The organism is Parapedobacter brassicae (genome assembly GCF_051400755.1).
Taxonomy (GTDB): domain Bacteria; phylum Bacteroidota; class Bacteroidia; order Sphingobacteriales; family Sphingobacteriaceae; genus Parapedobacter.
Window position 1 is genome coordinate 70752 of record NZ_JBLFFL010000004.1, and the last position, 24693, is coordinate 95444.

Here is a 24693-nt window from a genome sequence, read left to right on the forward strand (position 1 = left end):
TTAAATCAACTTAACATTTACTGCGTTCAAGCCTTTTTGGCCTTGTTGTACTTCAAACGAAACCTCGTCATTCTCACGGATACGGTCTTTCAACCCCGAAGTATGGACAAAAATTTCACGTCCGCCGTCATTGGGGGTGATGAATCCGAAACCTTTGGTTTCGTTGAAAAATTTTACTACGCCTTCTTGCATGGTAATTAAAAATAAAATAAAAAACTCAATTAATTGCTATAAAGATAGAAACAATTATTTGATTTCCAACTTTTTTTATTTTTAGCATGCGGTTTGGCGTCGGCTATTGCCGTCCCAATTGATAGATGTGACGCAAGTGCGAAGCCAAGGCTTTGCCCATGGTCTGATGCTCCAGGTACACCACATCAAACTCCTGGCAAGTCGCTTTGACAAGTTTATTGATGGCAGGATAATGCACATGGCTGATCCGGGGGAACAAGTGGTGTTCCACCTGAAAGTTGAGTCCGCCGAGCAGCCACGATACCACCTTGCTGCCCGTAGCAAAATTGGCGGTGGTGCTCAACTGGTGTACCATCCACTCCTGTTCGATCTTCTGCGTGCCCTCATCGGGCACCGGAAACTGCGTAGCTTCCACCACATGCGCCAATTGGAATACCACGGCCAAGCAAAAGCCGCAGGCAACACCGGCAATCAGCCAGCCCAGCAACGCCGGTAACCAGCCCACCAACACGATGGGGATGACCAGGTATACGCTAAAATAAGTCAGCTTGGTGGCCCAAAAGATGACGTGCTCACGCAGCGGCATCGTCTTTTGGTCGGCTTTTACCCCCATTTTGCCGCTGAAGTACTTCTCAAAATCTTGATAAGCTACCCAAGCGATATACGATATCCCATACAACACAAACCAATAGGCAAACTGGAACCGGTGAAACCATTTCCGCGGTTGGTCGGCGTGTATACGCATGAACTTCACGTCAATATCGTGGTCGAGGCCATCCACATTGGTAAACGTATGGTGGCTGATGTTGTGCTTCTGCTTCCAGAAATAAATGGTCCCTCCCAGCATGTTCAGGCTGTAAGCCGAAATCTCATTGAGCCAGCCCTTTTTCGAAAAACTCTGATGCCCTCCCTCATGCATGATGTTGAACCCGATGGCCGCAAGATTACAGCCAAAGACGACACATAGCAGGATAGCCAACCAGATGGGGGGTGTGAAGAATACCAATACCAGGTAACCCGCTATTGCGGTAGCCACTAAAATCGCGCTTTTGAGATAAAGCCGCCGGTTGCCCGTATTAGCGATATTATGGGTTTTGAAATAGTCATTTACCCGTTTTCGCAGGGTGCTTGAAAATTGTTTATTCGTGTTGTTAAAACTGATCTTTGTCATGAAAATATAAAATAGTTCGGGAAGATACGACAATTAATCCAAGGAACCGGTTGAATAAATGTATTTAACGTTTTTTTAACATCCTGACTCGCCGCTAATACCGCTTTATTTATCCATTCCGATTTTGTATCTTTGCACAAAGCAACAATTATTTGCCGTTCGTTTTTGCTCCTGCTCCGTCTGCAAATCTCGAATACGTCATTCGTTGCTGCGTACAATGCATTTTTTAATTTAACAATCATCAATGGGAAGATCACAAGAGACATTCAGTAAAAAAGAAAACACCAAGAAACGATTACAGAAGAAGAAAGAAAAAGAACAACGCCGGGAAGAGAAGCGTCAAACCGCAGGATCCGCCAAAGGCAAGAGTTTGGATGATATGTTGGCCTATGTCGATGAGAATGGCAACATCACCAATACACCGCCGGATCCCAAGAAACTACGGGTCGTATCGGCTGAGGAAATCGCCATCAGTACCCCCCGATTGGAAGACACCGAAGATGCCAACGGGATGCGTACCGGCCGTGTGGCCTATTTCAACGAGCCCAAAGGATACGGTTTCATCAACGACTCCACCAGCGGCGAACGCATATTTGTCCACATCAATGACCTCACCGAACCCATCGGCGAAGGCGACCGTGTGGAATTTGTCATGGTCAAAAGTCCACGCGGCTTTCAGGCCAATTCGGTAAAGAAGCTGAGCTAACATCAGCTTCGCCCGGAGGGGCACCGACATCAGCATTCGGTGTAACCGAAGTTATACGGGCATACTCCAGCCCTAAGAGCAGCCGTACACCTCTACCTTTCATAGCAGATTGCCGTTAGAGATGGTGCTTCATCCCATACACTTTTGTATTTTTGTGTAAGCCCGGTCAGGTGAGTATTCAAACACCGTTGGCATGGGATTTAATAATTGAACAAAAGGTGAAATGAAGCAACTGAAGCGAAGGGATTTCATCCGCCGGGGGCTGATGGCCGGTTTACCGCTGATAGGCGCATGGCAACAGTTCGGGCGAATGCTCGCCAGCGACCAATTGATGACCGTCAACGGTCCCCTGCCTCCCGGCGATGCAGGCTTCGTATTAGCCCACGAGCACATCTTGGTCGACTTTATAGGTGCCGATCAGGTAAGTCCCTCACGGTACACGCCAAGCGAGGTATTTGACGCCGTACTGCCTTACCTAAAACAGGTGCACGCCCGCGGTGTACAGACCTTGGTTGACTGTACGCCCGCATGGCTCGGCCGCGATGCGGCGTTATTGCAGCGGCTATCGGCCGCCAGCGACCTGCATATCATCACCAATACCGGTTACTACGGTGCCGCGGGCGAAAAATACCTCCCTCCACATGCCTATACCGAATCCGCGGAACAGCTGGCCACGCGGTGGATCGCCGAATGGAAGGATGGCATAGACAGCACGCCGATCAGGCCGGGATTTATCAAAACCGGGGTAGACCGCTACCCGCTGTCAGCTATGCAACAGAAATTGATCCGTGCAGCGGCACTCACCCACTTGGAAACCGGGCTCACCATCTTTGTGCACACCGGAGATGGGCGGGCGGCGCTACAAGAGCTCAGCATCTTCCAAGACACCGGCGTGGCGGCCGAAGCCTGGGTGTGGACCCACGCACAGAATGAACCCGACAGGAGTTTGCATATCCAAGCCGCTCGCGCCGGCGGCTGGGTTGCGTTTGATGGATTGTATCCGCAACTGGTCGATCGGTATGTGGCATTCCTGCAAGACATGAAAAAGGAGCAGCTGCTGCACCGGGTTCTGCTCTCGCACGATGCCGGGTGGTATGAAGTCGGGAAGCCAAGGGGCGGCATTTTCCGTCCGTATGTTTCGGTATTTGAAGACCTCCTCCCCGCATTGGAAAAAGCAGGATTCACCGAAAAGGAGCTTCACCTGCTGTTCCACACCAATCCGGCCGCCGCACTGGCCATACGGGTGAAAAAGACCGTGACAAACCGATCGGGTAAGTAAGTTCAGCAATGTGCTGGCGGCCCGATTGCCCCGAAAATTGTCACACCTACCCCCTATGATGTTGCATTATTCGGGCTAACTTTGAGGCGGATATAACAACCAACCACCTCAAAAAGAAATACAATACGACGAAACCACTTATAAACAAGTAAATATGAAAAAACCAATCATCAGCCTGATCTTGTTACTAGCTTCCATCACCCTGCACGCCCAAGAAATGGATGCCTGGACCCGCTACATGATGCCTTCTGACACACATCAGTTGCTTTCTATCTATAAAGGCGATTTCGACATGGAAATCACCATGTGGATGGACGAAGGGCAAGAGCCCATGGTCGTCAAGGTCATTTCGGTGCATGATACCATTTTGGGAGGTCGGTTCCTTGAAATGAAGCAATCGGGCAACATGATGGGGATGGATTACCATTCGGTCATGACCCTTGGGTTCAACAACACCGATGAACAATTTGTGATGACAACACTAACCAATATGGGCACGGGCATCTTATCGTTGGCTGGACCCTGGAATCCGGAAAGTCGGACAGCGACCCTTATCGGCCAACTCACCAACCCGGTCAGCAAAAATCCCATCCACGTCCGGCAGCAGGTGACGTTCGTTGACAACGACACCATCCTGATCCAAAACGTTGACCGGGAGGGAAATGGTGCCGAGAAAAAATCCATCCAGTACAAATTGACACGGATGAACGACTAACTTGCCTTTAGGCAAGCTCATGAATACCAAAAACACCTAGAATATGACACACTAAGACTCATCGCTCAAAAAAACCGCCCGTATCGCCGGGCTAATGTATCTGATCATGGCCATCGCCGGGGCCTTCGGCATCATGATCATCCCTTCCCAATTGGTCGTCCAGGGGGATGCCGCCGCAACGGCCAGCAACATCGCGGATCGAGAATTCCTGTTCCGGTTGGGGATATTCAGCAGCCTGCTTGCCCAGACGGTCTTCCTGTTCTTAGGGCTGGCCCTCTACCGGCTGTTCGTCCAGGTGAGCAAATCGTTAGCCCTCACCCTGCTGACGTTGGTCACCGCCGCCGTACCCATCGCGTACTTCATCATCTTCAACCAATTATTTGCACTGTTTGTCCTCCATGAGCCCTCCATGGCCGCATTTGCACCCGAGCAACGTGACACCATGATCCTGTCGTTTATGAATAGGTATCAATACGGCAATGCGGTCATCGGCATTTTCTGGGGGCTTTGGCTCATCCCGTTTGGGCAGCTGGTCATCAAATCGGGCTTTATCCCCAAGCTATTCGGAATTTTCCTGATCGTGGGCGGCATCAGCTACCTAGCGGATGCAACAGCGTTTGTCCTATTTCCTTCCATCCAAGCGGTGACCAATATGATCGTTGGGATAAGTTCGTCCATTGCCGAGCTGGCCATGGTCATTTGGTTATTGGTCTGGGGAGTCCGTCCCAAACAAAATAGCCCCGAAGTCGTTAATATCGCATAAGCAACAACAGTGTGCCATGGAGATCATTCCCATTCTCAAAGAAGAGCTGCAGCTGGAATTTGAGACCACCAAGAGATTTTTTGAGCGCTACCGCGAGGACCTCAGCGAATATAAACCCCATCCCAAGAACATGACCATGAGTCACTTAGCCACGCATATCGCGATCATTTTTTCCTGGCCGAGCGTGATGCTGGTCACCGATAGTCTGGACCTGTCCGCCGGTGGGGAGGTCGAGGCAAGCACTACTACAAAAGCCCTGCTGGATACCGCTACTGAAGGCTTGGAAAACAGCTTGGCCGCGCTGGACAATGCCACCGAAGCCGATCTTGAGCCCATGTGGCAGTTGAAATTCGGCGACCGCGTACTCGCGCAATGGACCCGCTACGGTGCTATCCGGCATTCCCTCTCACAGATCACCCACCACCGCGCACAATTGGGGGTCTACTACCGGCTCAATGATATCCCCCTGCCGAATAGCTATGGCCCTACGGCGGATCATCCGAGTTTCTCCTAGTGCGGGGTGGCAATCGCCCTTGTGATTTGTCGCATTGGCCCCTCCCGATGTCGCGTCTTTTGCCATACCTTTGGGGTATCATCAATGATTACAGTCATGGAAGCAGCAATCACGTTCAATACCGTCATCCTGCTGGAGGGCAACAACACAGGCATCATCGTGCCCGAAGCAGTCATCGAACAACTCGGCAGCGGCAAGCGTCCGCCAGTGGTGGTCGCGCTCAACGGATTCACCTATCGCAGCACCGTTGCCGTGATGAGTGGGCGGTATATGATTCCCCTGAGCGCCGAGCGCCGGATGCAGACAGGTCTCAAGGGTGGGGAGCAGGTGGACGTCACGCTGACACTCGATACCCTGCCCAGGGAGGTAGAAGTGCCTGAAGACTTGCAGCTGGCCTTGCAGCAAGCGCCCGAAGCCCAGCGTTTCTTCGCGAACTTATCCTACAGCGTCAAACTGCGCTATGTGCTGCCCATCACCCAAGCAAAGGCTCCTGAGACCCGGGCCAGGCGCGTGGAGAAGACCATCGCAGACCTTCTGATGGGTAAGAAGTAATCTGGAGGCTGCAGAATGTAACCTTTGTTCTATTGCTTCCCAAGGGGGCGATCGGCTACTTTTGGCATCAAACAATTAACATATTGATGCCATGAAGACACCATTTATTTTAGCTTCCCTTTGCGTGATCGGCTGCCTACTGGGCTCGGCGGCCCATGCCCAGCCATCGACTGGCCAACTCGACACCGCTTCGACAGACGGATCCAACCCGCTACCGCGGCGGACATTCAACTTCAACCCACTGGGATTATTGCAGTTCGGGCCTATTGTCCAGTGGGAGTTCAAACTGAACCGGCAGGGTTATCTCGTGCCCCACGTCCGCATCCCCTACCTCGGTGTGCTTTACCATGTTATCAACTGGGACGCCGAAAGCGTATCCCCTGTTGCGCTCGGCGTAGGAGCCGGCTATAAGACACTATTTCCCGTAACGCGTGGGGCATGGTATCTGGGTGGCGTACTGGATTACTCGTTCGGCAGCTCCACGGGGAATGATAATGGCAGCTGGGAAAGTAACTTCCAGAATATCGCCGTCATGTCCAACGGCGGGTTCCGGTGGCGCTCACCAAAGAAACGGAGCGTGCTGAGCGTGGGTGCCTATGTCGGCGTGTCCCTTCCCATCCAGGATGAGTGGTCGGGTGCAGGCGGCTCTGGGGATGATCGCACCATTCTGCCCATGGCGATGCTGGAACTATCCTTCGGCTGGGAGCGCAAATAAGGCGATGCCGCCTGCCGTCAGCCCGCGGATACCGGCCATGGTGCCCAGAACTGTACGGAAGTTCCTCCGGTGGAGGCAATGTCTACCGAGCCACCCAAGGCGGCCAGCCGACGCTGCATGTTTTTCATTCCATTGCGTTGTGCCTTCGCGGGCGGCTCCGGCGGCATCCCCTTTCCATTATCGCGCACCGTGATGGTCAGCCCACTGTTTGTGCATACCGTGATATCCACTTCCGACGCCCCGGCGTGCTTAACCACATTGTGTACCGCCTCCTTCACCGCCAGGTACATACCACGGCGGAACTCCTGCCGCAACGCTACCGCCGGAAGTTCATCATCTACCTTGAATTGCAGTGCGATGGCTACGTCGTTTAACAGTTCCGCCGCGGTACCGTGTATTCTCGCCACCAGCCCTTCGAGCGTGTTCTCCTCGTCATTCATTGTCCAGATGATCTCATTCATTTTTCTGATCAATCCTTCCGCGGTTTCCTGTATCTTCTGTCCCGTTTCCTGCTCGTCATGGTGCCCCCTACTCAAGTAAAGCATTTTGGTGAGGCCTGCTCCCATATCATCATGCATTTCCTGACTGATCCGGCGTCGTTCCTGTTGCTCACCTTCAAGCTTCGCTCTCAACCGTGCTGTCTCCTTTTCGGCCTGGAGCGCTTCGATCGCTTTCCGGCTGAGCTGCTGCCGCTGTCGGTACATCCGGTATCCCAGCGCCAGGAGCGTGGCCAGCAACAGGGCACTTATGGTGATGACGGTGAGCCACATACGCTGCACCTTACTCTCTTGCGCGCGTTGATGCAGCGCCAGATCCTTTTCGGTTAGTTCCTGTTCCCGTTTTGCGGACTCATACTTGGCTTCCAGCTCCCTTACATGCGCCATGCTGGTCGAATCCAGCAACACCTGGCGTAGCGAATCTGATTTTGCCCGGTACACTTGGGAGCGCCGGGGTTGCCCCAAGGCAATTTGTACGTCTGACATGAGCATCAACATCCGACGCAGGGGTTCCTTTTGACCGGTTTCCTCAGCCGAGGAAATGCCTTCGCGTAACAGTTGCTCCGAACGGCGGTAGTCGCCCTGCCAGTACACGCCCGTCGCTACTCCATTCATTGCATAAGCCCTTGTCGATACATCCCCAAGTGCCTCAGCGATTGACCGGGCGTCTCCGAATGCCCGCACGGAGCGGGCAAAATCATCCATCTGCAGGTAGTTATGGCCCAGGTTGATTAGCGCTGCCTCCTGCATGTACTGGTCATTCAGCTGCTTGCCGATCTCACGGGCACGTTGGAGGTGACCAATGGCTTCCCGATGACGCCCGGCGTCGGCCAACGCCACGGCAAGGTTGGTGCCAGCCGTTCCGATAGAAAATGCATCGCCGCTCGCTTCCGCCAGCGTCATCGCCTTTTGCGCATAGTTCATCGATTTTTCAGGTTGTCGGAGGCTTCGGTAGAGAGCTACCAAGTTACTATACAGAATAGACAGCATGTCCGTATCATCAGTCGCCTCCGCCAAGGGCAGGGCCTGGAGGTAATAGTCCACAGCCGTTTCATACAATTCTTGGTACTGGTAGGCCACACCGATGTTGGCCAGTACCTTTCGCAAGAAAGCGGTCAACGCAGGTTGCCTGCTTAGCTCCTCCGCCTCCTTGAGGAGCCGCACCGATTCCTCCGAACGTCCCTGCATGTTGAGCACAGCTGAGTAATTGATTGCATACCTGATGATTCCTTTGGAGTAACCCAGCGCTTCGCTCAGCGCACGAGCCGCCTCGTAATAAAAAGTGGCGGAGTCCAGCTGATTGTTTTCATAGTGCAGGCCAAGAGTGATGTACGCATCCACTTTCAGGCTATCGGCGGCCATGGTTGGCAACGCGGCTTTCAGGCTGTCTACGCTCAGACCGGATGTGGACTGTCCCAGCCCACTCAGCGAGTACAACAGACAAGCCGCGGCCACCTGGAGCTTCAGGGTCTCCTTGGCCAGGTGCCTCATCGCGGATTGTGCGTACCTCATGGTTGGGGGGTTCGGTGGATAAATATAGGAAAAACATATAACATTTGTTAGTGTCGGAACTCCGGAAATTTGATATTATCTTTATCCTATGGAAACCATTTTGGTAAGCATCGTAGAAGACATCGCCGAGATCAGGGAGGGCCTCCGTTTCATCATCAACCAATCGGAGGGATTCGAGTGCCTATCTACCTACAGCAATGCCGAAGATGCCTACGAAGGGCTGTTACAGCAGGCGCCCCATATCGCCATTATGGACATCGCATTGCCGGGCGTTACCGGCATAGACTGCATCCGGAAGTTGGGCGCCCAGGGGAGCAGTATCCGGTTTCTAGTATTCACCATTTATGAAGACAGCGAGCAAGTATTCGATGCGTTGGCCGCCGGAGCCAGCGGCTACCTATTGAAAAACGCATCACCTGCCAAAATCATCGAATCACTCCGCGAATTGCATGCTGGGGGTGCACCCATGAGCACTTCCATCGCACGCAAAGTAGTCGCCTCCTTCCGCGACACGGACGAGCGGAGCAAACTCTCCAAAAGAGAACAGGAAATTCTCCAGTTGCTGGCCAAGGGCTTCTTATACAAAGAAATTGCCGACAAGCTATACATCAGTACCGGCACGGTCCGGCAGCACATCCATCACATCTACGAAAAGCTACATGTGCAGAACCGCACCGAAGCGCTGAATAAAATATACGGCCGTCGGCAGCCGTGAGTCCGTTCATCTATTTTTTTTGTCGTTGCTCGACGGGATTTGCGTTTCATCCGGCAAAACCGTATCTTGACGACACGCAACGTGTATGGTCAGCTCAGCGGTAAAAAACGGCTTCATTCCAAGAAACAGGTGGATATACCCGACCTACTGGATACTCGTCACCCTCATTTTTCTTTACGACCGCACGTACCTGATCGAAAAAGCCGGTTTACCCAATTTTTTCATCTGCTCCGTGGTGCGGGTTTCACTCCTCATCGCGCTCGCCTGGGCCAATATCCACTGGCTAGTACCCCGATATCTCCTGCACCGAAAATATGGGCATTATTTCGGATTGGTCTTCCTGCTGGTCATCGCCTACCTCGTGATACAAAGCCTGTATGATCACTACCTATTCGGATATATCCTCGGGCCAAACAGCGACGCCCATCTCTCCGCCGCCCTGATCTACAATTTCACGCATACATCCCTCTACCTGCTGCTAACTGTGGCGCTGAAATTCAGCATCGACTGGTATGAGCAGAAAAAAGCACTGCACGACATCCAAATCGAAAAATTGCAGGCCGAGGTCAACTACCTCCGCGCACAGATCAATCCGCACTTCCTGTTCAATGCGCTGAACAATCTGTATGCCCTTACACTGAAAAAATCGAACGAGGCCCCCGAAGTGGTGTTGAAGCTTTCCGAACTGATGGAATACATGCTATATGAAAGTAATGAGGCCCTTGTGCCGCTCGAAAAGGAAATCCAGTACCTCAGCAACTATCTGGAGCTCGAGAAGATCAGGCAGGATCACCTGGTCGACATCCGGATGACCGTTACGGGAGCAGCAGACAAGTGCCTTATTCCACCTTTTCTGATCCTGCCGATGGTCGAAAATGCTTTCAAGCACGGTGTCAGTAAGGCCATGCAGCATGCCTATCTGCACATTGACATCGTCATAGCCGCCGCCCTTCAGGTGACGATCACTAACAGCAAAGCAGGTGGCTGCCCTCCGGCGCATAATGGCGGCATCGGCCTGCTCAACCTGCGGAACCGGCTCGAGCTCCTCTACCCAGATGCACATACACTGCAGATTACCGAGGCTCCCTACACATACGAGGTCTCTTTAACCATCAACGTACCATGCTGAATTGCGTCATCATAGACGACGAGCCACTCGCCAGGGAAGTCCTCGCAGGGTATATGGAGCCCTTGGCGCATATCAACCTCATTGGCAGTTTCAGCAACGCGCTCGATGCGCTTGAGTTTTTGAAACACCGCACGGCAGACGTATTGTTCCTCGATATTGAGATGCCCCACATGAGCGGCATCGACTTTCTTCGTTCGCTGCCCCACCCGCCCATCACCGTATTCACCACCGCCTTTCGCGACTACGCATTTGAGGGCTTCGAATTAGGCGTGATTGACTTCCTGCTCAAACCCATCGCCCGTAGCCGCTTCCTCCTGTCGCTCGAAAAAGTCGGGGACTTCCTTTCTTTAAAAGCGAACGATGCCGATTTAGAAATCGATCGAGACACACCTGAATTTATCTTCGTCAAAAGCGGCGTGCAGCGGATCAAGCTCTTTTTTGCCGATGTATCCCACATACAAGGGTTGAAAGATTATGCCATCATCCACGCCACCACCGGCAAAATCGTCGTCAAGGGTTCCATTAAATCCATGCAGGAGCTTTTTCCGGACCCCCGGTTTATACGCGTACACAAATCATTCATCGTCGCCAAAGATAACATCAAGCGGATCGAGCGAAACCGCATCATCATCGGCATCCACCAGATCCCTGTCGGCAGGAACTATAGGGAAGATATGGAGCGGAAAATCTACTGAGCCCCGTTGGTCTACTATTCCAGTCGCTGGTCTACTATTTTCTTGCCTTGCCTTCTTTACCCGTACTATTGCTTCTGAGTAATCAGTTCATGTTCATTAAAACGTAAGATTATGAAACACCACACCATCAGGCAAGCGTCATTGAAGGTCTTTGCGCTTGTTGCCGTATGCTTCATCGCATTCGGATTCACATCAATAGTAGGATTAGACAGCTATTCGATCTACCTCAACAACAAGCTCATCCTCAAGCAGTATGTAAACCAGCCCCTGAATCTCAGGAAGCTGCAGCTGCACAAGGCAAACGAACAAGACCAGCTGCGGATTTTCTACACCCATTGCAACCAAGAAGGTGCGGGTACCGGCAGGAGCATCGCCATCAAAGATCAGCGCGGCAACATCCTGAAAAAATGGGATTTTGCCGACACCAAGGGGACAGACGAGGGAATGGTCATTTCGGTAAAAGCCCTCACACAGTTGGAAAAGGACCACGCCGATCGTACCCTCAGCCTACACTATGCTGCTGATGAGCTCCCCAACGGGGAACTGCTAGCCGCACTGCAACTCGATTGAACCGTGGGCTTGTTGTCCGGACGAACGTACACAGTACGTTTTGACTCCGCTGCACGCTGGATGCCTTGAGGGCTTCAGTGGGTGCAGCGGAGTCTTGGCTTAGCCGATCCGTTGATAGCCAAACCGGTCCGCCAGCGTTAGACAGTCCCGATACGGAAGCACGCCGTCTGAACAGGTCACATGGGATAGACTCGATGCTGCGGCACACACGCCGAGGTTTAGACTCGCTTCCATATCCCAGTCTTCGTGAACGCCCAACAGTACACCGGCGGCCAATGCATCGCCAGCGCCATTAGCCCCCACGACATGCTCCCCAGACAAGAGCAGACCGGGCTGGAACAGGCGCCTGCCACTCCGCCCGGCAGCCCACACACCCCCCGGATAGTGAATGGTGATCCATTCGTTTACCCCCATCTCGAAAATCGTTTCAAACGCATCTTCACACCGTCTGCCCATTTCGGAAACGCCCTTAACACCCATCAAATCGACGCCAGATAGCCGACTAGCCTCATATTCATTGAGAAACAACAAATCAACATACGGTAGCGAACACGGGATGATTTGCCTGAAACGTCCGGAATCCTCGCTCACCAGGTCAACGGATGTCGTCAAACCTGCCGCCTTCGCCCTTTCCAGCACGTGCGATGCCTTGGTCCGCCCATCGTGCTGGATTTCATCCAACCGATCCAGCAACAGCAAATATCCCAAATGGAAAATCTTCGCCCTTGAAATACCGAAATCAAAGTGTGTATCATCCAGCAGCGAATTGGCACCGCGATGGTGAAAAAAAGTTCGCTTGCCCGTATCTTTCACCGAGGTTACAATCGTGTAGGAAGTAGGCAGGTCCGGCGTCATCTGCAGCTGCTGCACGTTGATTCCTGCTTCGCGGCAGTGGTCCACGATCCGCATACCGTTGAAATCATTACCCACCAGACCGATGGCCTCCAATGGAAACGGGGCCTCCAATTTCGCCAGGTCCATCAGGATATTATACGCCGACCCGCCATTACTCGTGTATTCGTGCAAAATATTGACCAGCGATTGCTCCACGGGAAATTTATCGATCAGCTTTACCTGATCCAATATCCAATTGCCGCCGACAAGCAAACCCGATCGATTGATGTTATTTATTGACATGGTCTAGCACATAGCGTCATTAATTTCAGACCTTTTCATATACGTCGGATGATGGTATCGACACAAAGCTACCCGTTTCCTGCGAACGCAGGGCGGCTTCGAACACCCGGTGGCTGGCCACCGCTTCCTCGGGCGTGGCACAGCCAAACCTTCCGTTTAGCAGTCCCTCCCGTTCAGCAATGTAAGCGGCAAACATCTGCATGAAGCAATCTGGAAAACCTGCTTCAAAAATACCTCCAGTGATCGTCTCAAACGGCATTTGAAAACCGAGGTCTGTGCGTTTCCACCATTGTTCGGCGTCGTTTGTAAACTGCCAGAATGCCTTCGTATCTTTGGTGCTGTAGCGCACACCACCTTCTGTACCGAAAATCTCGATGTACCAGGTGTTGGTCTCGCCGGGGGCTAATCTTTTCATTTCTAACTGCATGGGTATTTGCTCGCCATCAATCACTACTTGGGTAGTCAACGTAGCGTTATTCCAGGTGTCGCATACCGCCATGCCCCCCTTTCCGTCGGGACGCTCCGTGATAATCTTCTGCAATTGTGCAAGCACTTTATTGGGTTTCCAGCCCAGCCGCAGCGGCACATGCAGCGCATGCATCCCCAAATCGCCCATCACACCGATTTCGCCGCAAAATGCTGATTGACGTTTCCAGTTGATCGGCTTCTTAGCATTCATGTCGCTCGCATGCAGAAAACCAGACCGTATCTCAAATATCCGGCCTAGCCGGCACGATTGCACCTCCGCGATCACCCGCTGCGGCCCGGGGAGGAACGGCATCTCTGAGCTGCATCGAACAAACCTACCTAACCTCTCCGCTTCTGCTGCGATGGCTTCTGCCGCTTCCAAATCGATCCCGAAAGGCTTCTCCCCCAGCAAGTCCTTCCCGGCACGAAGGATATCAAGGTACAATTGCCGGTGCAGGTTATGCGGGACAGCAATATAAACCACATCTACCGATGCGCTGTTGATCAACTCATGGTAGTCTGTGGTCAGCAGGGACACACTGTCGATCTGTGAGTACCAATCCAGCAGTTCCTTGTTTAAATCGCATACCGCGGTGAGTTTTACCTTTACCGGAAAATCCTTCAGTGCAAACCACCTTCCGAAGGCACTGGCCGCCTCACGCCCCATCAGTCCACCGCCGATGATGCCAATATTTACTGTTTTCATGAACAATGTGCTATTTTAATAGTCCGATGACTTCTTCTGGCTTGGCACCCTCATGCACAATCGCCATCAATGCCCGCGTCATCCCACTCGGATTAGCGTGTTGGATAACATTCCGTCCATATACAATTCCCCTCACCCCTTGCTGCATCAGGCCAAAGGTACGTTGTAAAACCGCTTCATCACTGGCTTTCCCACCACCGCGAACCAGCACCGGGATATCCCCTGCTGTCTCCACCACCCGGTGGTAGTCGTTCACGTCATCTGTCGGATCCGCCTTGATGATGTCAGCCCCCAGTTCCACCCCTTGGCGCACCAACGGGATGATTTTCTGCGGATCGCCATCGACCATATATCCCCCGGCTTCCTTGTTTGGCCGAAACACCAAAGGTTCCACCATCAACGGTATGCCGTACCGCTCGGCTTCCGGTTTGATCTTCAATATGTTTTGTATGCATTGATCCATTACTTCAGGCTCATCCGGGATACTGAACAAGTTCACCACCACACACACCGCATCAAGACGGATCGCCTGTTCCACCGGGTTCTCGATCATCCGGCTAAACAGTGTACGGGGCAATTGCTTACCATATACATTGGCCACATCTGTGCGCAATACCAGCGACGGCTTTTCCCTGCCGGAAATCGATTGCAAGTAATGTGCTTGGCCCACGGTCAGTTGGATGGCATCGGGGGCTGCATCTATTAACACCTCTACCGCCTTCCTGACGCTTTCGATACCCTGCAAAAATGAATACTCGTTGAAGAACCCGTGATCAATGGCAACATCGAAACAGTTGCCTGATTGACGATTGAAAAGTCTGTTTAATCGATAAGTTTTCATGAAGCAAATATAGCCATTAAATCAACTTGTATATACAAGTATAACGATTTATTTCAAAATAACCTTTTGAAAAGCCTACAGGGCATCCTTTGCCATTTATCATCGTATCTCCTTCGTTAACCTTTGGTAGACGATTTAAATAGGTGATAAAAGTTATACGGGTCCACCACTTCGATATCGAGCTCAGGCCTCAATTTCTTCAATTCGTCCAGCGCGGCAATCACTTGGCCTGGGCTTGTCCATACGATCCGGAAAAAATAGTATGCCGGCTTTTGATCAGCTGCACCGGGTATCGCGGCCGATAATTCCCGGGCCGTCTGTGGAGGTGTCGAGAAGTTGCAAGCATTGTTCAGCAATTCCATTACTGGCATGTCCATCCACACGTGCGGTTCGGGTGCCTTGCCCCCATTATTGTGCATGTCAATCACAATCGTAGCGAACCCGTCGGGCGAAAACTGTGTAAATGCATCTTTTACTGCGGCTGTTGGTTCATCCCAATCCAGCACCATCGGTGAGAGCGACATATCCAAGCGGTTATAAAACCGCTTATTATGATCAATAAACAGCGGAAGATACGCCGAATCGATCCGGTTCGGATTCATATAACCTGCGGCACTTGCATCAGCTGTAAAAAAATCGTTGAGGCTCTTTGTGTTATAAAAGTATTGAATGATATCCGGGTAGGTTTCGATCAAATTCGGATTAATACCCCATGCCAGTGGAATGTCACCCCGTGCGCTATCGTTCCAATGCTTGGGTAAAAAATCGTATAATGGCGTCGCTGAGTCGTAGTCCGCCATCAAGATGCAAAGGTAGGTTTTCCCAGCTTCCGGATCCTTCAATTCCGGTCGCCCCTGCCGAAGTTCTCGCACCGGTGCTTGGGCATGCACCGACTGATTAAAACACAGGTGGGCCACCGTATTCTGGTAGCAATTGTAAGGCGATATGAGGTATACGGTTTCCCATTCGGTGGGAACGGGGTCGTGCTTGCTTTCATATCCCGGGATGTTGCTGTATTTCGGAAACGAGAAAAAACCTGCAACTTCGGTCATCTGCTCACCCTTGGTCAGTTTCAATACCGCCTCCAGCATCAGCTTATAGGTTTCCAGGTCTGCTCCCAGCCGTTGATCAGGATCATCCAGGGGCTTCTCATCGCCCCATGGCGAAAGGTCATAAACAAACGATTTGTTGCGCACCGGCCAATCCCGGGTCACCACATAACTGATATCCCCTTTTTCCCGCGTCATATACGCATCCTCATACAGGCACAGCCAGTGGGGGTCGCATCGGCCTGTTTCCAAAAACTCCCGGATTGCCCAGCGGTAGGCGTCATTTTTTTTACTCCCGGTTTCCTGTCCGGTAAACATGCCTCTGAAATCTTTGATGACGGGCAGTTCCCACCTATCCAGGTACAGGTCTGCCTGTTTTGGGCTCATTACGATTCCATCTTCCAGCCCCGCTAGGGTGGTGGCCACATTCAGCGATGCCGGCACTTCCGGATCCCAAATGATCACTCCTTTTATCCGCTTACCCGCCAGTGCGACCAACTCTTCCAAGGTCGCAATTGCTGTGCGTTCCTTGCTTTCCAACCATCTGCCCGATGCGGATAAGGTATCAAGCCAATATGCGGGTCGCTCATGCGCATCAGAAAGTAAATAGAGCTGTGTTGTATCTCTATTCATTATTCCCTGGATGCAAGCCACCATCACGGCCTCATCATAGGCATCTGCGGTGGTGTCGCCATTCAGCGTATAGGTATAGAGCTTATTTTTGTCCGCTATCGGCTTGCAGGCACCAAATAATGTCCCACAGACCAGCATAAGCAGCAAGTATTTCGAGATGTTTAAATTCATGATTTTCATGTTAGCCGCTGTCGTTAGTTATCCGGCCAAATCCCTTTCGCCGCATCGGGCGTACTCTCCAGGTATCTGCGATACAGCGCAAAAAAAGTAGCGCCATCCAGCAGCTCGATATCCGGATTACGCCTGTGCACTTCTTCCACCACCTGCACGTACCAGGTTGGCGATTTCAAGATGTTGCGAAACCAATGGAAACGCAGTGGCCGCTTATCTACCCTGTTTACGATGATCTGTGCGGCGACTGCAGGATCTTCCTGGTTGACATCCTCATCCGAGCGCAATACCGGCATCTCGCCGTGTAATAACGTCAAGGGCACTTTCTGCGGTACAATGCCGTCCGGACTGAAGCGTTGGTAGGCATCCAAGCCCGCTTTGTTCAGTCCTGGGGCCTCGCCGTCAATGACGAATCCCGTAATGGAAAGCCCCCATTGCTTATAATAAGGGATGTTGTGCTCGGCCCACTGCGCCGTTGCGTCGGGCAGTCCGGATACCTCGCGCGGTGCCTGCAACATGCCCGGCATCAGGTATCCTGCACCGTTATCCGCCGCTGCGAAATAATCATTGGCCGTGGCCGACAGCCGACGGTATTCCATCGCCATGGGCGCACGCTGTGCGAGCACCGGGCTGATGCACCACATCAGCGGCACCTTGCCCCGATTGGGGTCATCCCACAATGTCGGTGTGGTCTGCGACAACCACGAGGCGGCGTCGTAGTCACCTACGTAGAACACCAGGTATTCCTTTCCATTGTCCACTAGTTTACCATCCGTAGTGAGGTAACCGCGCTCCACCAACTCCGCATCGGTGACTTGCTGTTGGGGATAGACATCCTTTAATGGATAATGTTGCCAAAATGAAGCGTTGGCCAATGCACCATATCCGATGGCATCTGCATCCTTAAACGCATTATAGGCACTGATGATGCGCGAATATTCCCATTCCGTAGGCACGTCGTCGTGCTTCCCCCCCGCATGCCGGGTGTACTTGAATGCCCATGGCGGGAAGCCACCAATATGGGTAAACGCATTCCCGTTGTCGTTTTGCTGGTAAGCGAGCAGCAAGAATTCCTTCAGCGTTTCCAAATCGGTACCCGGCCGCTGTTGGGGATCGTCGGTAGCGGGCTCATCCGCCCACGGACTGAGATCGAAGAAAAAAGCATTTTTGCTGACAAAGTAGTCGTGGTTAGACAGCGTGTGGTGATTGCGGTTTATCCGCGTGGGGTCGGCCATCCAATGCTGGTCGATGTAATACGCACCAAATGCCGTATTGCATTTGCCTTTTTTCAGGTAATGTTCAATGAACCATCGGTAAGCATCATTCTTCGCCGATCCACTGGATGGGCGGGATGTGCCCGGTATCATTCCCGACCCCGTAAAAAGCGGCTTTCCGTCTTTCTTCACCAGCCAAACTTTTACCGGTAACCGCAACCCGGTCTTTACCAGTTGATGGTAGAGGCTCCCATCGTCGGGATCATAACGCACCGCGATCAGCCGATCGGCACCGGCAACGGCCGATGCTACATTACTCGTGGCCGGCACGGCCGGGTCATATACCACCACACCTTCAATCTTGTTTCTGAATGCGCTGATCAACGAACCGATATCCGGATACACCAGTGTATCCCTCCCGGCCAGCCACGTTCCTTCGGCTCGGTATTTATCCCACCAATAGCGGTCGACATCGTGTTCACCGTTCTTAACGAAATACGTATACAAGCGGGGAGATTCCCTGTTGACCAGTCCCTGCAGCGTAGCCAACGTATGCGCGTGGTCCCAAGCCAGCTTCACTTGCCCCACATCGCTCCAATCCCCGTCCAACGTGTACCCGAGGTCAAATAAGGCGATCGGTTCGGAGCCAGCGATGATATGCCCTCGTTGGGCACCGCAAGCAACCAGCCCCAATGCCAATCCAATTAAATAGATAAAACGCATAACAGGTCGATTAATCAACGGTCAGCCGCACGGCGGGCGCATAGTTAAACTTCGCTTCCGGCACACTGATCACGGCCCCTATGCGGAAGAAATACTGGTCTCCCGCTTTAAGCGCAGCCCGGTTTTCCGCGGCATCGATCTCCAAGGTAAACGTTTCGTCGTCCTCAACCGTCCTGCCGAGCTGCACTTCGTTGGCCACGGCCCGTATGGGCTCGCCTACGATCGGCTCTACGTGTGCATATAGCCCGATGCGGCTCACCACTTCCGGCACGGTCTGTTCAAGCCTAAAGGTCGCAACGATCTTCGTTCCTTCCTTCGTGATCGAAGCGTCCTTTACCCGGATATACGGCTGCACACGAAAATCAAGTTTCGTATCGCTGCCGATCTGGATTTCCTGCTCCTCCACCTGCACAAAATTGCGCTGGTCGGGTTGCACGGTATAGGTATTGGCAAACAGCAGGTTATTGGCATAGGTACCTTCATTTTTCACACGCAGGTACTGCGGCTGTACGGGGTCATAGCCATGTTCAATGATTTTGATGGTTGTCCCCCTGATGATGTCTTGCTGCACCAGCTCATCGGTTTGCGCATCAATAATATTTCCAGAAAGCTGCGCCGATGGCGCATCATAATTATCCAATTCACAGCCGCTGGTCAATACAACGGTGGTTATCATGGCCAAAAACCGATTCATATTTATCTTCTTCATATTCTTTACTGCTTAGTATTGCGGATTCTGAACTAATCCATTGGCGCCAACTCCCGGAATATGCACGTAGTAAAAATTCGTTGGAAATGTCAGTGGATTTTCTCTGGATAGATTCTTCCGGATAAAGATGTATTTCGCCGGACTGACACGGAGATCCAGTACGGGCACCAACGCCTTGCGGATGGTATTGTTGAATTTCTCGTGGTACTCCCGCCTACGGATCAAGTCCCAATACCGTTTATTTTCGAATGCCAGTTCAACCCGGCGTTCACGCAATACATTTTCCAGTGTCAAGTCGATGTCTACCGTATGGCCACCCCGACGTCTGATCGCATTGATGGCATTTTTGGCTTTCACTTGGGCGTCATTAGCGGTATAATTGCTTTCCAGGACCGCTTCCGCATAATTCAGCAAGATTTCCGCATAGCGGAATTCAATCCAATCGGTTGTCGAATATGTCAGATTGGGTGGCACAGGATTTGGCGATAGAAATTTCTTGAAGCTGAATCCCGTGCGCGTCATATTTCCCAAGTACACCTCAAATCCCGAGTAGTTGGTCCAATCCGCCGCGCCATACGTATAGTAGGTCACACCATTGACCACTGTCGATTCTTTGGTTTCAATTTTCGGCGTTCCATCGGGCAGGATATATCCCCCTTGGATGACGATCGTTTTCCCTTTCCACTCCGTACCCGGCAGCACCACTGTCGCCCATAGCCGGGCGTCCTTGTCTTTAAAGATATCATAAGGCGTATCAAACCGCAGGTAGGTTTTATTGGGATTAAACCCGTTATAATCATTTACATTGCCATCTGCGGTAGTCACTATTGGTGCACGCTGCCCCGGATTGCTGTAACGTTCAAACAGGTCCACAAAATCGAGTGTGGGATTCATCCTACCCGGATGCGGTGCGCCGTCAGATGTCTGGTTCGGGTTGAACCAAAAATCATAACTATGTCCCGATGACCCCGGGTTGGTATACCCCTTGGTAAACAGCACTTCACTGACTGCGCCATTGGGGTTCTGGAACAACTCCATGTAATTAGCAGTCGCCTCTTCTGTCGAGCCCGGCGTTGGCTTGTGCAGCGCAAACCCGCCCTCTTCCATGATGGTTTGCGACGCTTCGATGCATACTTCATAGTAATGACCGGCCAGCGAGGCATCCAGTCCGACCAGCCCCTGTGATACAGCGGCACCGGAAAGCGGTGCCTTTGACCAGTATTTAGCCAGTGATGCGGCATGGAGGGCTGCCCGCGATTTCAGCGCATAAGCAACCCATTTCGTCGCTCTTCTATTATCCGCCGTTCTTGAAGGGGGTAAGTGATCAATCGCAGCGTCGCATTCAGCCAGCACAAAATCCCAGGTTTCCTTTTCCGTACTCCTGGGCACCTTCAGGCTTTCCACATCGGGCGTATATTGCTGTACGCTTGTAATCAACGGAACACCGCCATACCGTTTCACCAGTGCAAAATAAGTGTACGCCCGCAGGAAGTGCCCTTCGCTAAGGAGTGTGGCTTTATCGTCGTCATTTAGTGAGGTCACCGTAGGGATGGTTTCCAATAGCAGATTGATATCCCGGATCAACTTATACCCCGGGTCCCACCATTGGAAGTTACCACCGCCATCCAGCAAATGGCTGAATTCCGAGTTTGCCGCATCATCGGTTTGCGTAGCCGGTGCGATACCCGCCGTATTCTGATTGGCCGTATTGAAACCCAACCGCCCAAATGAAAAATCTTCGATCGGCAACTGTCCATACAGATTGGCCAGGTATACCCTTACCCCCTCCGGCGTCGCAAACAGACTTTCGCTATCCAGTTTATCCAATGGTTTCAGATCCAGCACGTTCCTGCAGCCCGACACCAACACGAATAAAACCACTAATTTAAAAATGCTCGCTTTCATCTTACCGCAAATTAAAAAGTCAAGTTGACTCCTAGATTAAAACTCCTGCTCAATGGATATACCCAACCCGTGTTGAGGGCCCCCTCAATCCGTTCCGGATCGAACGATTTTACAAACGGATCCGTAATCGTCCACAGGTTATACCCGTTTGCATAGACCCGTATCCCCTGCAATCCGATCCGTTGCAGCACTTGCCGGTTGATGGAATAGCCCAGTTCGAGGCTCTTCAACCGGAGGTACGACGCATCCCGGCGCCACACCGAGCTCTCATTATACATCGCCCCGATATCGGATATCCGGCGCGTGGCGGGCCATTCTCCCGGTATCCACTCACTGTCCGGATTATAGGGGTCTGATAGGTGCCAGCGATCGTAGAAATAAGCCGGCAGATTGCCATCCCCCCAAAACGTTTCCGCATAGGCGTGCGTAAACCGTACCGAGTAGTTGCCAGACCCCTGCCACAGCATATTGAAATCAAACCCTTTCCAGTTAGCGCTCAGCGTAAGCCCATAGAACATCTTCGGATTGCCGCCCCAGGCGAGCGGCAGCGTATCCTCCCCATCGATTATCCCATCACCATTCGCATCGCGGTACTGAAAATCACCGACCATTTCGCGGCTGTTTCCCAGTTCGCCATTTTGGATAGGCGCATACAATACCTCATCGTCCGATTGGAACTGCCCGATTTTGTCATACATCCACACCACGTCGCTCCATCGGCCCGCCTGTCCATTGCGCCACCTGTCCATGCTGTTGACAAACGGTCCCCGCTCCACATATACGTTCATGGTCCGCGCAAAGTTGAAATTCCCGTTGATGTTGAAGCGGAAGTCACCGATGGCCTGCGCATAGCCAAACGAAAATTCCAGTCCGCGCACCCGATCGCTGTTCAGGTTTTCCTGCGGAAGGCTTCCGCCGAACGTATTGGGTAGGGATACGTTGCGGATGGCCAGCAATCCCGTGCGGTCCCGCTGGTACACATCAAACTCCAGGTTCAGCTGGCCGTCAAAAAGACCAAGGTCGATACCGATATCCTTGATGTTCGATTCGAACCACGTCAGCTGTTCATTCACGATGCCCGGTGCGGCAACGCCCGACACATAGCTGCCATTCGAAAACTCATACCCGCCGCCACCGATTGTAGAGAAACCCGGTACGTATTGGAATGGATTGCCCGCATCTTCGCCCACCAACCCATACGATCCGCGCAATTTCAAATTCGAGACAAACGGCACGTTATCCTTGAAAAACGGTTCTTCTGAAATCCGCCATCCCGCTGACACAACGGGGAATAGCCCCCAGCGCCGGTCAGGGTGATAACGGTATGAACCGTCATACCTGGCGGCCAGTTCCAACAGGTATTTCCCTACGTAATCATACGTAAACCGTCCGATGACCGACCGGTTGCCCCATTGGCTTTCCATGCCACTGGTGCGCTGATTGTTTTGGTCGCCCATGTCAATCTGGTCATTCGTGAAGAACTGAAATTCCCGCGAAAGGCCCGATGAACGGGTCCAGCCGTTGCGTTCTTCATACACGACGGTCGCCCCCAGGTTGTGGCGCTCGACCAGCACCTTGTTGTAGATCAGGTGCGCTTGCAGGCTAATGCGGTTCATGTCCGAATAGCCATTACCCAACACCGTGGGGTGCCGCAGGGTTGCCGCGTTGTATTGATCGGCAGCCGCGTCGTACGCATACAGCTTATAACTTTTGGTGAGCGCTTTGTTCAAGTAATTGTTTCCATCGTAAGAAGCCAGACCCTTCACCTGTAGCCCCGGCACGAAAGGGACCTTATACGTCAGCGTCACGGCCGACTGAAATGCTTTGTTGACATCCTGCGTATACCCCGAAATAGTGGGGTCAGAAATCGCCACCGGGTTGGAGCTCTGCCCATCCGTGATGTGTGTAGGATAGTCCAGATTACCGTTCAAATACGGTTTGTTGGTCGGCAAGGCCGATATCGTGCCACGGATGATGTCAAAGATGCTGTACCCCGCACCATCTTTCCGGTCATACCTACCCGACAGTTCAACGGTCGCGGTCAAGTTATCCGTTAAGTTAGCGGTCAGGTTGGTGCGAAAGGTATACCGGTCGTAATTGATCGCGTCCGATTGGAGCAATCCATTTTCCCTCAAAAATCCGAAGCTGGAGAAATAATTTATGTTGTCAGACCCGCCCTGTGCAGACAGCGTATGCTGCTGTTGGCCCGCCCAGGGCTTCATGGTTTCATCATACCAGTTGGTGCTTTCGTATCCTGGAAGCCCTTGCTGGTACTTTTCAAGTTCCTCCCTTGAAATATAGGGCGCAAGTCCGGCATTGATGGCCGCATCATTCCGCATTTCCATCCATTGCGCGGCATTGGCAATCTCGGGCATCTCCGTCGGCGACTGCGTGCCTACCACCACATTATATAGAAACTGTGCTTTGCCTTTCTTTCCTTTTTTCGTCGTCACGATGATCACCCCATTGGCGGCGTTTACACCGTAAATAGCCGCCGACGCATCTTTTAGCACCGAAATGCTTTCGATATCTTCTGGATTCAATCGCTGAAACTCATTCCCCCCGTCCCGCACAATGCCATCGATCACATAAAGCGGCGACCCAAAGCCGCGGATATTGATCATCGCATCGAAATCGCCGGGGCCACCCGTATTCTGGCGGATCTGCAGTCCCGGCACCTTTCCCTGTAGTTTTTGCGCAAGGCTGGAGTGGGTCGTCGTTTGGATCTCTGCCGCCTGAATGGTACTGATCGCACCTGTCAGATTTGCCCTTTTCTGCGTACCATAACCCACCACTACGATTTCATCCAGCTGATTGTCCAACGGCAACAGTTCAACGTCGATCCGCGTTCTACCATTGACTCCAATTCGCTGTGACACATAGCCCACGAACGAAAAAACCAACGTATCATTCACATCCACCGAGATGGAGTAGCGCCCATTGTCGTCGGTAGAAGCACCCCGCGTAAGCGCCGCCACAGCGGAGACCGATACACCGGCCAGCGGTTCGCCGCCGGATCGTACCATTCCGGTCACGACGATCGGTTCCTGTCGCCGGCTTTTTGCATATTCCGAAGCCATCACTTGGTTGACTAAGAAAACGCACCCCAAGAGCACCAAAATACCTTTAGTGATCGATTGGGTAATTGGTTTTATTGCCTTGTTCATCTTGGTTAGTGTATATCAAATCAGTTCATATTGGTCGTCTTGTAGCACGCGGTCTACTGCTTCGGTTTATCCCCCATTGCCGGCTCCAGCAGACCGCACCCGCAATAACGCCTTTTCGGTCGGTATACATACAACCAAAAAAAAGCAGGCCGACAATCACGCTTATCACATACGTTTGCATACGTGTATTGACAGGTTTAAAAAATTGGCTTTTCTAACTCAAAAACAAATATACAAATCAAACT

Annotated in this window: 22 protein-coding genes; 11 read left to right on the plus strand and 11 right to left on the minus strand. The window is 52.2% G+C overall.

All coding sequences use genetic code 11. From position 1 onward, the window contains the following. Together ACMGDE_RS12780 and ACMGDE_RS12785 are read right to left on the minus strand one after the other, a co-directional pair. Positions 1 to 192, minus strand: a complete 192-nt coding sequence (locus ACMGDE_RS12780; protein ID WP_436833193.1) for a cold-shock protein — start codon at positions 190 to 192, stop codon at positions 1 to 3. Positions 193 to 295: 103 nt separating this feature from the next. Further along, the gene (locus ACMGDE_RS12785) at positions 296 to 1363 is read right to left on the minus strand and encodes a fatty acid desaturase family protein (protein WP_436833194.1); all 1068 of its coding nucleotides are present in this window, start codon (positions 1361 to 1363) and stop codon (positions 296 to 298) included. A 244-nt stretch (positions 1364 to 1607) separates the two neighbouring features. Here ACMGDE_RS12785 and ACMGDE_RS12790 point away from each other — a divergent pair, with 244 nt between their 5' ends. The 7 genes from ACMGDE_RS12790 (at position 1608) to ACMGDE_RS12820 (ending at position 6607) form a co-directional block, all read left to right on the plus strand. Continuing rightward, positions 1608 to 2069 carry a cold-shock protein gene (locus ACMGDE_RS12790; RefSeq protein ID WP_436833195.1) on the plus strand — a complete coding sequence of 154 codons (462 nt, stop codon included), beginning with the start codon at positions 1608 to 1610 and terminating at the stop codon, positions 2067 to 2069. 223 nt (positions 2070 to 2292) lie between these two features. After that, positions 2293 to 3348, plus strand: a complete 1056-nt coding sequence (locus tag ACMGDE_RS12795; protein WP_436833196.1) for a phosphotriesterase family protein — start codon at positions 2293 to 2295, stop codon at positions 3346 to 3348. A 154-nt stretch (positions 3349 to 3502) separates the two neighbouring features. Further along, positions 3503 to 4063, plus strand: coding sequence for a DUF1579 family protein (locus tag ACMGDE_RS12800; protein ID WP_436833197.1), 561 nt, complete (start codon positions 3503 to 3505; stop codon positions 4061 to 4063). 94 nt (positions 4064 to 4157) lie between these two features. Beyond that, positions 4158 to 4826, plus strand: coding sequence for a DUF4386 domain-containing protein (locus ACMGDE_RS12805; RefSeq protein ID WP_436833198.1), 669 nt, complete (start codon positions 4158 to 4160; stop codon positions 4824 to 4826). A gap of 16 nt (positions 4827 to 4842) precedes the next feature. Further along, complete coding sequence (locus ACMGDE_RS12810; protein WP_436833199.1) at positions 4843 to 5340, plus strand: DinB family protein; 498 nt, start codon at positions 4843 to 4845, stop codon at positions 5338 to 5340. An 84-nt stretch (positions 5341 to 5424) separates the two neighbouring features. Further along, a complete protein-coding gene (locus ACMGDE_RS12815; RefSeq protein WP_436833200.1) occupies positions 5425 to 5892 on the plus strand; it encodes a YdeI/OmpD-associated family protein in 468 nt (155 codons plus the stop codon). A 91-nt stretch (positions 5893 to 5983) separates the two neighbouring features. After that, positions 5984 to 6607: a hypothetical protein gene (locus ACMGDE_RS12820; protein WP_436833201.1), complete on the plus strand. Its 624-nt coding sequence runs from the start codon at positions 5984 to 5986 to the stop codon at positions 6605 to 6607. A 17-nt stretch (positions 6608 to 6624) separates the two neighbouring features. Here the strand turns inward: ACMGDE_RS12820 and ACMGDE_RS12825 are convergent, their stop codons facing one another. After that, complete coding sequence (locus tag ACMGDE_RS12825) at positions 6625 to 8616, minus strand: sensor histidine kinase (RefSeq protein WP_436833202.1); 1992 nt, start codon at positions 8614 to 8616, stop codon at positions 6625 to 6627. Positions 8617 to 8704: 88 nt separating this feature from the next. Here ACMGDE_RS12825 and ACMGDE_RS12830 point away from each other — a divergent pair, with 88 nt between their 5' ends. From ACMGDE_RS12830 to ACMGDE_RS12845, 4 genes are all read left to right on the plus strand, one after another. Continuing rightward, on the plus strand, positions 8705 to 9331 hold the full coding sequence (locus ACMGDE_RS12830) for a response regulator (RefSeq protein ID WP_436833203.1): 627 nt from the start codon (positions 8705 to 8707) through the stop codon (positions 9329 to 9331). A gap of 85 nt (positions 9332 to 9416) precedes the next feature. Beyond that, positions 9417 to 10460, plus strand: a complete 1044-nt coding sequence (locus ACMGDE_RS12835; protein WP_436833204.1) for a sensor histidine kinase — start codon at positions 9417 to 9419, stop codon at positions 10458 to 10460. Continuing rightward, the gene (locus tag ACMGDE_RS12840) at positions 10454 to 11155 is read left to right on the plus strand and encodes a LytR/AlgR family response regulator transcription factor (RefSeq protein WP_436833205.1); all 702 of its coding nucleotides are present in this window, start codon (positions 10454 to 10456) and stop codon (positions 11153 to 11155) included. Before ACMGDE_RS12835 ends, ACMGDE_RS12840 begins: the two co-directional genes overlap by 7 nt. A 111-nt stretch (positions 11156 to 11266) precedes the next feature. Next, positions 11267 to 11725 (plus strand): hypothetical protein, encoded by a 459-nt coding sequence (locus ACMGDE_RS12845; protein WP_436833206.1) that lies wholly within the window; start codon positions 11267 to 11269, stop codon positions 11723 to 11725. A gap of 99 nt (positions 11726 to 11824) precedes the next feature. On the opposite strand, the gene ACMGDE_RS12850 is transcribed toward ACMGDE_RS12845, so the two are convergent. The 8 genes from ACMGDE_RS12850 to ACMGDE_RS12885 form a co-directional block, all read right to left on the minus strand. Continuing rightward, complete coding sequence (locus tag ACMGDE_RS12850; protein WP_436833207.1) at positions 11825 to 12862, minus strand: carbohydrate kinase family protein; 1038 nt, start codon at positions 12860 to 12862, stop codon at positions 11825 to 11827. Positions 12863 to 12887: 25 nt separating this feature from the next. Continuing rightward, positions 12888 to 14036 carry a Gfo/Idh/MocA family protein gene (locus ACMGDE_RS12855; protein WP_436833208.1) on the minus strand — a complete coding sequence of 383 codons (1149 nt, stop codon included), beginning with the start codon at positions 14034 to 14036 and terminating at the stop codon, positions 12888 to 12890. A gap of 10 nt (positions 14037 to 14046) precedes the next feature. Next, positions 14047 to 14877, minus strand: coding sequence for a class I fructose-bisphosphate aldolase (locus ACMGDE_RS12860; RefSeq protein WP_436833209.1), 831 nt, complete (start codon positions 14875 to 14877; stop codon positions 14047 to 14049). A 116-nt stretch (positions 14878 to 14993) separates the two neighbouring features. Then, complete coding sequence (locus ACMGDE_RS12865; protein WP_436833210.1) at positions 14994 to 16730, minus strand: GxGYxYP domain-containing protein; 1737 nt, start codon at positions 16728 to 16730, stop codon at positions 14994 to 14996. 23 nt (positions 16731 to 16753) lie between these two features. Further along, positions 16754 to 18667, minus strand: coding sequence for a GxGYxYP domain-containing protein (locus ACMGDE_RS12870; RefSeq protein WP_436833211.1), 1914 nt, complete (start codon positions 18665 to 18667; stop codon positions 16754 to 16756). 10 nt (positions 18668 to 18677) lie between these two features. Then, positions 18678 to 19376 carry a DUF3823 domain-containing protein gene (locus ACMGDE_RS12875; protein ID WP_436833212.1) on the minus strand — a complete coding sequence of 233 codons (699 nt, stop codon included), beginning with the start codon at positions 19374 to 19376 and terminating at the stop codon, positions 18678 to 18680. A gap of 12 nt (positions 19377 to 19388) precedes the next feature. Then, positions 19389 to 21281, minus strand: a complete 1893-nt coding sequence (locus tag ACMGDE_RS12880; RefSeq protein WP_436833213.1) for a RagB/SusD family nutrient uptake outer membrane protein — start codon at positions 21279 to 21281, stop codon at positions 19389 to 19391. 11 nt (positions 21282 to 21292) lie between these two features. Further along, positions 21293 to 24448 (minus strand): SusC/RagA family TonB-linked outer membrane protein, encoded by a 3156-nt coding sequence (locus ACMGDE_RS12885; RefSeq protein ID WP_436833214.1) that lies wholly within the window; start codon positions 24446 to 24448, stop codon positions 21293 to 21295. Between the last annotated feature and the right edge of the window lie 245 nt (positions 24449 to 24693).